This is a genomic window from Arthrobacter sp. B10-11, assembly GCF_033142195.1.
Taxonomy (GTDB): Bacteria; Actinomycetota; Actinomycetes; order Actinomycetales; family Micrococcaceae; genus Arthrobacter; species Arthrobacter oryzae_C.
In genome coordinates, this window is the sequence record NZ_JAWMTH010000001.1 from 323108 (window position 1) to 335883 (window position 12776).

General features: G+C 67.0%; 14 protein-coding genes and 1 pseudogene. 5 read left to right on the plus strand and 10 right to left on the minus strand.

The annotated features are described in order from the left end of the window. Nucleotides 1–21: 21 nt before the first annotated feature. A complete protein-coding gene (locus RW112_RS01565; RefSeq protein ID WP_317780121.1) occupies nt 22–951 on the minus strand; it encodes an MIP/aquaporin family protein in 930 nt (309 codons plus the stop codon). Nucleotides 952–1170: 219 nt separating this feature from the next. Between RW112_RS01565 and RW112_RS01570 the strand changes: the two genes are divergently transcribed. Continuing rightward, nucleotides 1171–2283 (plus strand): ADP-ribosylglycohydrolase family protein, encoded by a 1113-nt coding sequence (locus RW112_RS01570; RefSeq protein ID WP_317780122.1) that lies wholly within the window; start codon nt 1171–1173, stop codon nt 2281–2283. Here RW112_RS01570 and RW112_RS01575 read toward each other — a convergent pair. Beyond that, nucleotides 2270–2854, minus strand: a complete 585-nt coding sequence (locus RW112_RS01575; RefSeq protein ID WP_317780123.1) for a DUF4395 domain-containing protein — start codon at nt 2852–2854, stop codon at nt 2270–2272. The two genes, RW112_RS01570 and RW112_RS01575, sit on opposite strands and share 14 nt — an antisense overlap. A gap of 347 nt (nt 2855–3201) precedes the next feature. Between RW112_RS01575 and RW112_RS01580 the strand changes: the two are divergent. Then, nucleotides 3202–3904, plus strand: a pseudogene (locus RW112_RS01580) (alpha/beta fold hydrolase). Nucleotides 3905–3926: 22 nt separating this feature from the next. Here RW112_RS01580 and RW112_RS01585 read toward each other — a convergent pair. Further along, a complete protein-coding gene (locus RW112_RS01585) occupies nt 3927–4289 on the minus strand; it encodes a hypothetical protein (protein WP_317780124.1) in 363 nt (120 codons plus the stop codon). A gap of 31 nt (nt 4290–4320) precedes the next feature. Continuing rightward, the gene (locus RW112_RS01590) at nt 4321–5337 is read right to left on the minus strand and encodes an exonuclease domain-containing protein (protein ID WP_317780125.1); all 1017 of its coding nucleotides are present in this window, start codon (nt 5335–5337) and stop codon (nt 4321–4323) included. A gap of 140 nt (nt 5338–5477) precedes the next feature. Between RW112_RS01590 and RW112_RS01595 the strand changes: the two genes are divergently transcribed. Then, nucleotides 5478–6248, plus strand: a complete 771-nt coding sequence (locus tag RW112_RS01595) for a VTT domain-containing protein (protein WP_305941454.1) — start codon at nt 5478–5480, stop codon at nt 6246–6248. Between the two features lie 56 nt (nt 6249–6304). On the opposite strand, the gene rdgB is transcribed toward RW112_RS01595, so the two are convergent. From rdgB to clpS, 6 genes are all read right to left on the minus strand, one after another. Beyond that, entirely contained in the window at nt 6305–6979 is a 675-nt protein-coding gene (gene rdgB / locus RW112_RS01600; RefSeq protein WP_317780126.1) for an RdgB/HAM1 family non-canonical purine NTP pyrophosphatase, read from the minus strand. Then, on the minus strand, nt 6976–7734 hold the full coding sequence (gene rph / locus RW112_RS01605) for a ribonuclease PH (protein ID WP_104172370.1): 759 nt from the start codon (nt 7732–7734) through the stop codon (nt 6976–6978). Before rph ends, rdgB begins: the two co-directional genes overlap by 4 nt. 100 nt (nt 7735–7834) lie before the next feature. Then, a complete protein-coding gene (locus RW112_RS01610; protein ID WP_305941456.1) occupies nt 7835–8632 on the minus strand; it encodes an MBL fold metallo-hydrolase in 798 nt (265 codons plus the stop codon). After that, nucleotides 8629–9684: a glutamate racemase gene (gene murI / locus RW112_RS01615; RefSeq protein WP_317780127.1), complete on the minus strand. Its 1056-nt coding sequence runs from the start codon at nt 9682–9684 to the stop codon at nt 8629–8631. The genes RW112_RS01610 and murI overlap by 4 nt, the downstream gene beginning before the upstream one ends. A gap of 94 nt (nt 9685–9778) precedes the next feature. Further along, entirely contained in the window at nt 9779–10345 is a 567-nt protein-coding gene (locus tag RW112_RS01620) for a DUF2017 domain-containing protein (RefSeq protein ID WP_317780128.1), read from the minus strand. Further along, nucleotides 10338–10706, minus strand: coding sequence for an ATP-dependent Clp protease adapter ClpS (clpS, locus tag RW112_RS01625; protein ID WP_028270073.1), 369 nt, complete (start codon nt 10704–10706; stop codon nt 10338–10340). The genes RW112_RS01620 and clpS overlap by 8 nt, the downstream gene beginning before the upstream one ends. A gap of 37 nt (nt 10707–10743) precedes the next feature. Here clpS and RW112_RS01630 point away from each other — a divergent pair, with 37 nt between their 5' ends. Together RW112_RS01630 and RW112_RS01635 are read left to right on the plus strand one after the other, a co-directional pair. Beyond that, complete coding sequence (locus RW112_RS01630; RefSeq protein WP_317780129.1) at nt 10744–12072, plus strand: nicotinate phosphoribosyltransferase; 1329 nt, start codon at nt 10744–10746, stop codon at nt 12070–12072. Beyond that, nucleotides 12072–12722 carry an isochorismatase family protein gene (locus RW112_RS01635; protein ID WP_317780130.1) on the plus strand — a complete coding sequence of 217 codons (651 nt, stop codon included), beginning with the start codon at nt 12072–12074 and terminating at the stop codon, nt 12720–12722. The genes RW112_RS01630 and RW112_RS01635 overlap by 1 nt, the downstream gene beginning before the upstream one ends. Nucleotides 12723–12776: the final 54 nt, after the last annotated feature.

The following is a 12776-nucleotide window of genomic DNA, read 5'->3' on the forward strand; positions in this document are numbered from 1 at the left end:
ACAGACACGGCAGGGCCCGCACTAGCGTCCGTGCTTGCCGTCAAAGAAGTCGCGGGCATCGTCGTCAGGGGAGCTGGCAGTGCCTGCCGCTGCGTCGCCGTAAACGTCGTCGTCGGAATTCCCGTCGTCGAGATCGTCGTCGGACTCGAGTTCAGCGCCGGCGCCGTGCGCCCGGGCCGGCACCGCCGCCGGAGTTTCGGCGAACCCGCGGAACACCAGGCCGGCGATGGCGGCACCTACGAGCGGAGCGACCCAGAAGAGCCAGAGCTGTTCAAGTGACCAGGAGTTGCTGAAGATGGCCGACGCCGTGGCGCGGGCCGGGTTGAAGGGCGTGTTGCCCACTGCCTGGCCCAGCTGGAGCAGGACGGCGAGCGTAAGTCCCACGGCGAAGGGCGCGGCGGCTTTGTTGGTGTTGCGGGAAGCCGTGGTGCCCAGGAAGACGGCCACCAGGATGGCAGCGCCAAGTACTTCCACGAGGAGGACGCCGGCCATGGGCGCCTGGATGATGGAATGCTCGCCAAAGCCGGCTGTCACGGTGTCAAAGGCGGCCCGGGTGTCTTCGATCTTGGGAACAGTCCGCAGGATTCCGAACAGTGCCAGGGTCCCTGCGATGGCGCCGACCAGCTGCGCCCCAAGGTATGCCGCAGCTTCCGCCAGCCTGATGCGGCCGGCGATGGCGTTGCCCAGGGTCACTGCCGGATTAAAGTGGCCGCCGGAAACGTAGGCGAAGGCGAGCATGGCGGCGGTGACGGCAAGTCCGGCTGCCAGCGAGGCGGACAGAGGGTTTGACTGGGGAATGGTGAACAGCGGGACGCCGAGCCCGGCGATCACGAGGAACAGGGTTCCGAAGGCCTCCGCTGACAAACGTGCCACGAGCCCAGGTGTGAAAGCCTCCGGAGCGGCGTGCATATCGGGACTTGTGGTCTGGCGTGCAGGCACAGGGGAGGTCATGTTCTGGAAATCCTTTGCTTTGTTGCCCGGCCGGCGAGTCCGGCGCGTGCGGGCGTCGGTGCGCCCGGCAATGTTCTGTCCGACGTATTCTGCCAACTGAGTCTGGACGCTTGCTGGATTCGAGCTTAGCGGGCGGCACGCCCTGGCAGCGACCGGGTTACCTGCCCGGGGACTCCGCCTGTCCGGTCCGGCCACAAGGATCGGGGTAAATTTACAGTCATGAGCACCAATTCTTCCCCCAGTACGACGCCGACGCCCCAGTCCCGGATCCATGGCTGCCTGCTGGGCGGCGCCCTGGGCGATTCCCTCGGCTACGCCGTGGAGTTCGATGATATTTCCACCATCCGTGGCCGTTTCGGCCCCGCCGGTCTGCTGGATTTTTCAGCGCTCGACGGCGGCAGTCATTTTTCGGACGACACCCAGATGACGCTGTACACGGTGGACGGCCTCGTTGAGGCATTGGAATGGGCGAACGAGGGTACTGCTGCCGACGCAAACGCCTGCGTGTGGCTCGCCTACCTGCGGTGGCTTGCAACGCAGGGGGTGCCGGTACCGCCGTCGGCTCCTGCTCCGCAACCACGCTGGATAGACGGCCAGGCAGCCCTCAAGCACCGCCGCGCACCCGGAAATGCCTGCCTCAGTGGCCTGGCCACCGGCGAGATGGGCACCGTGTACCGCCCGGTCAACCCCGAGTCGAAGGGATGCGGGACCGTGATGCGTTCGGCGCCGTTCGGGCTCGTTCCGCATATTCCTGCCGAAGCCGTGTACAAGCTGAGCTCGGATGCGGCTTCACTGACCCACGGCCACCGTTCGGCGCGGCAGAGTGCCGGGACGTTCAGCCTGCTGATCCACGCCCTCATGGGCGGGCAAAGCCTCCATGAAGCGGCCGAATACGCGCTCGACCATGCACGGGGACAGGCCGACGCCGAGCCGGCGCTCATTGAGCGGCTGGAGCGGGCTGTGCAGCTGGCGTCAGTTTCCGGGCCGGAGGCGGCCACCGGCCGTCTTCTCAGTCCCGAGGACCTGGTGCGGGAGCTTGGAGAGGGCTGGGTTGCCGAGGAAGCACTCGCCGTCGCCCTGTACGCGGTACTCGCCACAGCTGCCCCGCGGGACACGGCAGCGGAGGCTGCCGGCGTTGCGCACTTCCGGATGGCCATTGCCCTGGCCGTGAACCACAGCGGAGACAGCGATTCCACCGGTTCGATCGCCGGGAACATCCTGGGTGCGTACTACGGGGAGGAGGGCCTGCCGGCGGAATGGCTGGAGTCTCTGGAAGCCCCTGAGGTCATCCGGGAAATAGCCGGTCAGCTGGTGGCGGTTACGATCGCCTGAGGGTGATGTTGTTGCAGGCTTCGCAGATGTCCTCGGGAATGACTCCGCGGCGCTGAAGGAAACCGAAGATCACGCACCCCAGGCAGAACCCGGCGAAGGCCTCGAGCGAGGCGGCCAGGACCAGCACGGCCAGGAGGGTCCAGGCCGCGGGAGCGAGTCCTGCCGCGAACAGCAGCGCCGCGGCCGTCGAGATGGCCGCTCCGATACCCTGCGCGAAGCGCTTGGGCGGGCCCGGGACCAGCTTGACCCGGCCCAGGCGCGGCGCCAGGACCTTGACGGAGAGCTGGGCCAGTGGTGAAATCCTGGGGCCGAACAGCACGCGGAGCCAGAAGCCGGCGGCAATGAGGGCAAGTCCCCAGCCCCAGCCCGTCAGCAGCGTGACGGCGGCAAGCACCACCACCAGGCCCGCCGTGATCCGGGCGGCATACTCGTTGACCGGATTGGGGAATTCGAACAGCTTGCGCCAGTCGACGCCGGCCTGCCTGCCGCCCGCCGCCGGTTCAGCACCTGCTGCCGGAGTGGTGTCAACCGTGGTGACAGGGGCGGAGCCGGTGACCTGGAGTTTTCCCATGGTGTAAGGCTAGGAGTCCGCCGGCAGCACGGGAAGGATTGTTGCGCCGTATGACCGCGGGCCCGGGAGCGGATCACAGAACTGAGAAGGCACCGCGTCGCTGAGTAGCGCAGGGAAAGGCCGTGCAGGCTACCGTCGTTCCTCCGCGACTTCCTTGAGTTTGGCGAGGGCAACCGGCAAGGCCTCATCAAACATGGCAGCAAAGTCGTCCGCGCTGCCGAGGACAACTTCTACGGTTGTTACCCCTGCGTTTTCGCTGCACTGCCGGCCGCCCGGCCCGGGACAGGCTTGCCGCCGTGGCGTCGGGAAGGGCCTTCGTTGTCGGCCCCGCGGAGTAGGGTACCTCCATGGACATCATCCTGGTTCCCGGATTCTGGTTGGACGCCTCGTCATGGTCCGACGTCACGCCGCCGCTGGTGGCCGCAGGCCATCGCGCTGTTCCGCTCACGCTGCCCGGCCTTGAAGCCCGGGACGCACCGCGGGCCGGCATTGGCCTGCGTGACCACATCAACGCCGTCGTCGCGGCAGTCGATGGCACCGATCAGCCGGTGGTCCTCGTGGGGCATTCGGGCGGCGGCGCCATTATCCACGGGGCCGTTGATGCGCGGCCGGACCGCGTTGCCGCGCGCCATCTATGTGGACAGCGGCCCGTTGGGCGAGGGCGGCGTCATCAACGATGAACTTCCGGCGGACGGCGACGACGTGCCGCTTCCGCCCTGGGAGGGATTTGAAGACGCCGATCTGACCGACCTGGATGACGGCTTGCGCGCCATGTTCAGGGCGCGCGCCGTCCCTGAGCCAAAGGGCGTGGCTTACGACGCCCAGCACCTTCACGATGAGCGCCGCTACGGCGTTCCCGCCACTGTGATCGCCTGCGAGTTCCCCTCGGCAGTGCTGAAGGAATGGATCGACGCCGGGCACCCTTATGTGGCGGAGCTCGCACGCATCCGCGACGTGGAATATGTTGACCTGCCCACGGGACACTGGCCCCAGTTCACGAGGCCGGCCGACCTTGGCGCGGCGATCCTCGCCGCCGTCGACCGTCAGTGAACGCCGGCCGTCAAGAGGCGTGCTACGCGAGCGGCGTGAGGACGGCGATCTGGTACCCGCCGGCCGTTTCGGCGAGCTGGTAGCAAAAACGCTCCCGTGGTTCGCCGCCGGCATAGCTCCAGGTGACATCTGCCCAGACGAACCCCGGTGCTTCAGCCATGATGTCGACTCTCTTCTCCACTGAGTCAATACCCTCATATTGTCCCCACGACGAGGCAAAGAACGCCTCGGTCTGGCTGGCGTCAGTGACGGGGACGGACTGCCCGGGGAACAGAATGAGGGAGGGAACGGCAAACATTCCTGCGATTGCCTTCGCGTCCCGCGCCAGCAGCGCGGCGGCGTAGCGGTCGAAAAAACGGTCAACGTTGTCCGTGGCTTCTGTCATGCCTGAATTATAGGAGGCCCGGAACCGGCACTTAGACCAGGGACGCGGTTGCGGGCACCTGCCCGCCCACCATCTGCAGGAATTCGACTTCGGACAGCACCTCGATACGCTGGCCGCGCTCGTGCAGTTCGAGGACCCGCCGGGCTTTGCCCGTCAGGCGGCCGGAGCGCAGGTCGGAGGCCACAAAGCCGTCGCCGACCACCAGCACCGTGGTCCGGCCGGTCACCCTGCTTTCGGGCTGTGCGCCAAACTCCGCGGACAGGACCTTGGCTTCGGGCCGGGGCATGGCGAGCTCCCCCGTGAACACGACGGTCTGGCCGAACAGCGGATGGCCGGGCTCGGCGCCCGACTTCGGCGCGGGGTTGGGTCCCTCCTCGGGCCAGCCGGGTTTGAACGTCCGCGCCGCCGCGCCCGCTGCGCCGCCGGCCGCCCCCAGGGCAGTGAGTGTGGCCTTGGACAGTCCGTCGCGGGCGGGATCAAACGCCTGTTGGTGCGGCAGCGAAAGTCCCAGGGACAAGTAGAGCTCTGCGACGCTGGCGGCGCCGTTCCGCTTCGCGATGTCGATCAGGATTCCCGCGCACGCCCTTGCGTCCTCGGCCGCGTCGTGGTGGTTGACCAGCGGGACGCCGGCTTCCTCGGCGGCGTAAGGCAGCGAGTTGGAGACCAGCGAGTAGCACCGGCGGGACAGCATCACCGTGCACACATAGTCGTAGGCCGGACCCGGCAGTCCGGACACTTCCAGTCCGGACCGGATCACCCCCAAATCGAACGCCGCGTTGTGGGCGGCCAGGACGTCCCCGCCGATGAACGCTCCGATCTCGGGGAAGAGTTCGCCGAAGCGCGGGAGTCCGGCCACATCCTCGGGCCTGATGCCGTGGATCCGCACGTTGTGGTAATCGAACCGGTCGTGGTTTTCGGGGGGGCGCATCAGCCAGGAGGCTTCCTCCACCACCACCCCGCCGCGGACCTTGCTCAGGCCAACGGCGCACGGCGAACCGCGGAAGCCGTTGGCTGTCTCGAAGTCGATCGCCGTAAAATCCAAACCCACGGGTCAAACTTTACCGCCGGCCGGGTCGGGGCCCGGCACCATACGTCCGCCTGTCGCTGGTGTCGATGGTCACGCAAGCGCGCTGCGGGACAGGTCCGCCGCCGGGGGTCCAGTAACCTTGAGGGGTGAACCTACATGCGATGAGTGACTTTGCCGTGTCCACCCTCGGGGGTGCGGGACCGGTGCAGCCGCACCTGGCCTCGTTCCTCCCCGACTGGCTCAACCCCCAGATCTTCCTGGCCGACCCGGCTCTTGCGCCCTGGGTCGTGCTGCTGGTCTGCGGCATCATCTTCGCCGAGACGGGCCTGCTGGTCGGATTCTTCCTCCCCGGCGACTCCATGTTGTTCACCGCCGGCCTGCTGGTGGCCACGGACACCATCAAGTTCAACATCTGGCTGTTTTCCGCCCTGATCATCGTTGCGGCCATCGTCGGCAACCAGACCGGTTACTTCATCGGTTCCAAAGCCGGTCCGGCCATCTTCAACAAGCCGGACTCGAAGTTGTTCAAGCGTGAAAACGTCGAAAGCGCGCACGCCTTCTTCGAAAAGCACGGCGGCAAGGCGCTGATCCTGGCCCGCTTCGTTCCCATCATCCGCACCTTCGTGCCGGTCATCGTGGGCGTCGCGCAAATGAGCAAGCGCAAGTTCTTCCTCTTTAACGTCATTGGCGCCGTGCTTTGGGGCGGCGGCGTCACGCTGCTCGGGTACCTGCTGGGCGACCGCGTGCCGTGGGTCCGCGACAACCTGGACGTGATCTTCATCATCATCGTGCTGGTCTCGGTGATCCCCATTGGCATCGAAGTCCTGCGGGGGCTGTCTGCTAAGCGCCAGGCCGCACACTTCGGTACGGACGTGGTGGACGAGTTCATCGAAGAGCACGAACCGGAAGAAGAACGCAAGACCAACATGTAGCCGAAAAACTGAGGGCGCCCCGCTGTGCGGGGCGCCCTCAGTGTTTAACCCGGCCGCTATGACCCGGGGTGCGGGCGGCGTTGCGCCAGTGCCTCGACAATGGACGGCAGCAGCGCCCTGAATGCCTGGCCGCGGTGGCTGATGGCGTTCTTCTCCTCCGGGGTCAACTCGGCGCAGCTTCGGTCCAGGCCGCTGGGCTGGAGTACGGGATCGTAGCCGAATCCTCCCTCGCCCCGGGGTTCGCGGAGCAGCGATCCCTCGAGCTGGCCGTACTCCACCACTTCGCGCCCGCCATCCGCTGCAGCGGCCGGCACGGCGAGTGCCGCGGCACAGACGAAGGCGGCGCCGCGGTATTCGTCGGGAACATCCGACAGCTGGTCCAGCAGGAGCCGCAGGTTGGCGGCATCGTCACCGTGGCGGCCGCTCCACCGGGCCGAAAAGATGCCGGGTGCCCCGCCGAGGACATCCACCGAGAGGCCCGAATCATCCGCAATCGCCACCAGCCCGGTAGCTTCTGCCACGGCGCGTGCCTTCAGCAGGGAGTTCTCCGCGAACGTCACGCCGGTCTCGGCCACGTCCGGCGCCCCGACGGCACCGGCGTCCACCACCTGGGTGTCGACGTCGAGCCCTGGAACCTGTCCCCGCAGCAGCTCCCGCAGTTCGCGGAGCTTGCCTTTATTGTGCGTCGCGAGGACCAGCACCGGCACAGCCGCGTTAAAGCTCTCCGTCACGGGGCCTCCGCCAGCGTTTCGCGCTGGATGGCTGCAAGCTGCTCGGTGCCCAGCAGGGCAAGGTCCAGCAGCTGGTTCAATTCGTCGCGGTCGAACGGAGCGCCCTCGGCAGTGCCCTGGACCTCAACGAACTTGCCCGATCCGGTGACAACAACGTTCATGTCGGTCTCGGCGCGGACGTCCTCGACATACGGGAGGTCCAGCATGGGGATGCCGTCGATGATGCCGACAGACACGGCTGCGATCGTATCAATGAGGGGCTGCGCGTTCTTGGAGATCATCTTGTTCTCGCGGGCAAAGCGGATGGCCTCGGCGAGCGCCACGTAGGCGCCGGTGATGGCGGCGGTGCGGGTGCCGCCGTCGGCCTGCAGTACATCGCAGTCCAGCACAATGGTGTTCTCGCCGAGCGCCTTGGTGTCGATGATGGAGCGGAGCGAGCGGCCGATCAGCCGGGAAATTTCGTGGGTTCGTCCGCCGATTTTGCCTTTGACGGACTCCCGGTCGGAGCGGGTGTTCGTTGCGCGGGGAAGCATGGCGTATTCGGCCGTGACCCAGCCACGGCCCTCCCCCTTGAGCCAGCGCGGCACCCCTTCGGTCAGGGAGGCAGTGCACAGCACCCGGGTGTTGCCGAACTCGATCAGGGCCGAACCTTCGGCCTGCTTGGACCAGCCGCGGGTGATGCTGATCGGGCGGAGCTGATCCGGGGTACGGCCGTCGGCACGGATCACAGGGGTGGCAATTGCTTCAGAAGTCATGCCTTTAGCTTATCGACCCGCGCCCGCGTGCCCGGACAGGGCTCAGACTGAGCAATGCCAGACCGTGTAGGGCTGGACCGTCCAGGGCTGGACAGTACAGCTAGACCGTGTAGTGGACGCCGGCCACGGCAACCGCGACGTCGCCGCTGAACACGGGCTTGGCTTCGGCCATCACCTTGGTCTGCGAGGTCCACACCGGAATGTGGGTGAGCAGCAGCCGGCGGGCACCGGCTGCCGCGGCGGCTTCGCCTGCGCGTTTGCCGGTCAGGTGCACGTCCTTGATGGCGTCGTCGCGGCCTTCTTCGAAGGCGGCCTCGCACAGGAACAGGTCGGCGTCCTTGGCCGCCTCCTCCAGCCCGGCGCAGGAGTCCGTGTCCCCCGAGTACGTGAGAACGCGGGTGACAGGCAGGCCGTTGGCGGACGGTTCCGTGACCTCGACGCGGAGGGCGTACGCCTCCTCCACGGGGTGGTTCACCGCAAACGGGGTCACGGTGTACGGCCCCACGGTGACGGACTGCCGTTCAGTCCAGTTGGTGAAGTCGAATTCCTCGTGCATGCCGGGGTCCAGCTCCAGCCCGTAGGCGGTGGCCATCCGGTCCGCCGTGGCGGCAGGGCCCCACACCGGAATCCGGTCACGCCCCCAGCCGCCCGGCTTCCAGCGCACGGCCACGTGGAGGCCGCACAGGTCCATGCAATGGTCCGGGTGCAGGTGCGTGAGGAAGATCGCGTCGATGTCCTCGAGGTCCGTGTACCGCTGGATCGCGCCGAGGGCCCCGCTGCCGAGGTCCATCACGATCTTCCACGTCCGCTCGCCGTCGTGGGCTGTCAGCAGGTAGCACGACGCCGGGGAGCCCGGCCCCGGAAAGGAACCGGTGCAGCCCACAATGGTCAGTTTCACAGGCGTGAACCTCCGGCTGCGGATCCGCCGACGAAGTTGGAAATCCGCGGCCGGGCGGCTCCGGCCTGCGCGGCGGCGATCATCTCCGGCGTGATTTTTGCCAGGCTGCCCGTGGGGTACTGGGCGGCGACGTGGTCCACGTGCCGCACGCTGAGCACCTCGGGACCCAGGAAGCGCCTGGCCAGGGTTTCGAACTGGCTTGCTTCTCCGGTGGCGATGAAGTGGTGCTCGGGCGGCGCCTCGACCGTCCGCTGCAGATCGTGCGATACGAGCGCCCGGTAAACGTCCTTGGCCGTTTCCTCAGCGCTGGAGACGAGGGTGACGTCCTCGCCCATGACGTAGGAGATCACGCCGGTGAGCAGGGGGTAGTGCGTGCAGCCGAGGACAACCGTATCCACGCCGGCGGTGCGCAGCGGCTCGAGGTACTCCCGGGCAACGGCCAGCAGTTCCGGACCCGTGGTGATGCCGGCCTCCACGTAGCTGACGAACGCCGGGCAGGCCACGGAGGTGATGTGCAGGTCCGGGGCGGCGGCGAACGTGTCCTCGTAGGCGCGGGAGCCCACGGTTGCCGAAGTCCCGATGACGCCCACCCGGCCGCTCCGGGTGGCGGCGACGGCCCGCCGGACGGCCGGCTGGATCACTTCGATGACGGGAATCCCGTAGCGCGCCGTGTACCGTTCACGGGCATCGCGCAGGACGGCGGCCGAGGCGGAGTTGCACGCGATGGTCAGCAGCTTGACGCCGGAATCGACCAGCTCATCCATCACCCCGAGGGCGTTGGCGCGGACCTCGGCGATGGGCAGCGGACCGTAGGGGCCGTTGGCCGTATCGCCCACGTACAGGATCGATTCGTTGGGCAGCTGGTCGATGATGGACCGTGCCACGGTCAGTCCGCCGACGCCGGAGTCGAAGATGCCGATGGGACGAGAGCCCACGGGGCTGCTGTCCGTGCTGATCGCTGGGGAATCCGCCACAGCGCCCGCTGCCGGTTCCATGCTCGATGCTGAAGTCATGATTATTCGAGGATAGGGCTTCCCTGTTGGTGCGGCCATCACATTGTGTCGTCCGACTCATGTCGGATGGGTCACACTTCCGCGGCAGGCCGCCGGCGCCGTGAGTCGCCCGGGCCGGCGGGCCCCGGTTCGGTCAGGCGCTCGGTTCCATGGACTGCAGCATGGCCTGCACCAGCGATTCCTGCAGCCACGTGGTGAAGTTGTACACCAGCGCCAGGTAGCTCTCCACGTCCTCCGCCTGGGACCAGTCCTGCATGGCGTGGACGTGTTCGGCGTCGGCGTCGTCCCGGATGTCGAGCCGTTCGGCCAGGACAAGCCGGACGTCGTTGAGCGCCTGGGACCAGTGCCTCGCGTCGGCGGGCGAAAGAACCAGCTCGTTCGTGTCCAGCCCCAGTGCCGCGGCCCGCAGGGCGCCGATCTTGTTCTCCCGCAGGGAGCGTTCGGTGAGCTGCCGGAACTCCAGCGAGGCGGCGTCGTCGTCCTTCGCCACGTTGGGCAACAGCCGCCGGAGCGCCCGGTCCGACGGTTCCCGGACATTCATGTCCAGTCCGATCAGGGCGGTCAGCGGATCCTCGCTGGCGCTTTCCGTCGGCTGGAGCATGGAGATGACGTCATCGATCAGGCTGCGCAGCAGTTCCCGTTCCGCAGGTTCCAGGTAGCCGGTGATGCCCTTGAGCCCGTATTTGAATGCCTTAGCCACGTTTGCCCTTGCCCTTGCCGGATCCGCCGTCTTTGCCGCCGCCGGTGGCCTTTTCCACCGTGGCCCACAGGCCGAAGCCGTGCATGGCGACTGCGTGCTGCTCCACCTGCTCCTTGCTGCCGTGCGCCACGATGGAGCGCCCCTTCTTGTGGACCTCCATCATGAGCTTGTTGGCCTTGGGCTCCGAGTAGCCGAAGTAGCTCTGGAAGACGTAGCTCACATAGCTCATCAGGTTGACGGGATCGTTCCAGATCACCAGGTTCCAGGGAATGTCCGGAGCCGTCAGGGCGTCGGTGGACGTCACTGTTCCGGTCTGGGTGCTCTCCTGGGTGTCAGGGCCGAGCGCAACGCTTAAGGTCATCTGTCCATTCTAGGGCGATGCGCACTAGAGTGAATTCGTGAGTACCTCTGCTGGCTGGGACCATCCCCGCACGTCCTTGTACACCGACCATTACGAGCTGACCATGCTCCAGGCCGCGCTGCACTCCGGTGCCGCGCACCGGAAGTCGGTGTTTGAGGCGTTCGCCCGTCGGCTCCCCGACGGCCGCCGCTACGGGATCGTGGCCGGTACGGGCAGGCTGCTCGAGGGTATCGCGGACTTCCGGTTCGGCGGACCCGAGCTGGACTTCCTGCGCAGCTCCGGAGTGGTTAACGCCGAAACCCTGGACTACCTGGCGGGGTTCCGCTTCACCGGCGACATCTGGGGTTACGCGGAGGGCGAAGCATACTTCCCGCACTCCCCCATCCTGATTGTGGAATCCACGTTCGCGGAGGCCTGCATTCTGGAGACGTACATCCTGTCGGTGCTCAACCACGACAGTGCCATCGCCTCGGCGGCGTCCCGGATGATCACTGCCGCAGGCAACCGGCCCTGCATCGAAATGGGCTCCCGGCGGACCCAGGAGGAATCCGCGGCGGCGGCCGCGCGCGCAGCCGTCATTGCCGGCTTCGACAGCACCTCCAACCTGGAAGCCGGGCGGCGCTACGGTATCAAGACGGTGGGCACCGCTGCGCATTCCTTCACGCTCCTGCACGACACCGAACGGGAAGCCTTTGAGGCGCAGATCGCCTCGCTCGGCACCGGTACCTCGCTGCTGGTGGACACGTACGACGTCGAAGCGGCCGTCCGCACGGCCGTTGACCTTGCGGGCCCCAAGCTGGGGGCGGTCAGGCTGGACTCCGGGGACCTCGTGGCACAGGCCCAGTGGGTCCGGCAGTTGCTGGACGACCTCGGCAATGAGAACACCAAGATCGTGGTCACCTCGGACCTGGATGAATACGCCATCGCCGCCCTGCAGTCGGCACCGGTTGACTCGTACGGGGTGGGCACATCGCTGGTCACCGGTTCAGGGGCCCCCACCGCGAGCATGGTCTACAAACTCGTCACCCGCACGGACGATTCCGGGGAGTTCGTGTCCGTGGCCAAAGCCGCCAAAAACAAGACGAGCAAGGGCGGGCGGAAGTATGCGTTGCGCAAGCTCAATGAGCGGGGAGTCGCCACCCAGGAGATCGTCGGTGTGGGCCACCGCCCCGAAGACGACGGCAACGACCGCCAGTTGCTGCAGCAGTTCATCAAGAACGGCGAACTGCTCCCCGGCTGGACCGGGACCGAGGGCGTCTTCCGCGCCCGCCAGCGGCACATGGATTCGATGGCTGAACTGCCCGCCGTCGTCAACCGGCTGCAACGCGGCGAGCCGGCCATCCCGACTGTCTACGAGGAGAACTGATGTCACGCGCCCTGATCATTGTTGATGTGCAGAACGATTTCTGCGAGGGCGGGTCCCTGGCCGTCAAGGGCGGGGCCGAAGTGGCTGCCGCCATCAGCGAGTACGTGGACGCCCACCACGGGCAGTTCGACCACATCGTGGCCACGCAGGACTGGCACATCGAGCCCGGACCCCATTTCTCCGAAAACCCCGACTTTGTTGACAGCTGGCCTCCGCACTGCGTTGCCGGCACCCCCGGCGCCGAGCTGCATCCGGACCTCGATACTGAGTACATCCAGGCGTACTTCCGGAAGGGCCAGTTCACTGCCGCCTATTCCGGCTTCGAGGGCATCCTGGCGCCCGAGGACGAGGTGCCCACCGGCGATCGGAAACCCGGCGCCCTTCAGTTGCCGGAGGACGCGGAGGCCTTGACCGCCGGTTCATTCGCCGACGAGGACGCGATCGGCCTGGACGACTGGCTGCAGAGCCACGATGTGGAGGACGTAGTGATCATGGGCCTTGCCACCGATTACTGCGTGATGGCCACAGCCCTGGACGCCGTCCAGGCCGGCTATTCCGTGACCGTCGTCAAGAACCTGACGGCCGGGATCGCCCCCGATCTGGAGGACGCTTACGCCGAAATGGAGCTCGGCGGCGTGGACCTCGCCTGAGCCGGCCCCGTTGTGAGCGGGCCGGAGCCGTGAGCCGGCCCCGCCGGGCAGCCG

Bases quoted from the DNA above. Each gene is read 5' to 3' on its own strand.
- RW112_RS01585 (WP_317780124.1), bottom strand. From the start codon at position 4,289: ATGACAGAAGCCACGGACAACGTTGACCGTTTTTTCGACCGCTACGCC.
- rph (WP_104172370.1), bottom strand. From the start codon at position 7,734: ATGACTTCTGAAGCAATTGCCACCCCTGTGATCCGTGCCGACGGCCGT.
- RW112_RS01565 (WP_317780121.1), bottom strand. From the start codon at position 951: ATGACCTCCCCTGTGCCTGCACGCCAGACCACAAGTCCCGATATGCAC.
- RW112_RS01595 (WP_305941454.1), top strand. From the start codon at position 5,478: ATGAGTGACTTTGCCGTGTCCACCCTCGGGGGTGCGGGACCGGTGCAG.
- RW112_RS01575 (WP_317780123.1), bottom strand. From the start codon at position 2,854: ATGGGAAAACTCCAGGTCACCGGCTCCGCCCCTGTCACCACGGTTGAC.
- murI (WP_317780127.1), bottom strand. From the start codon at position 9,684: ATGGCCGCACCAACAGGGAAGCCCTATCCTCGAATAATCATGACTTCA.
- RW112_RS01570 (WP_317780122.1), top strand. From the start codon at position 1,171: ATGAGCACCAATTCTTCCCCCAGTACGACGCCGACGCCCCAGTCCCGG.
- clpS (WP_028270073.1), bottom strand. From the start codon at position 10,706: ATGACCTTAAGCGTTGCGCTCGGCCCTGACACCCAGGAGAGCACCCAG.
- RW112_RS01635 (WP_317780130.1), top strand. From the start codon at position 12,072: ATGTCACGCGCCCTGATCATTGTTGATGTGCAGAACGATTTCTGCGAG.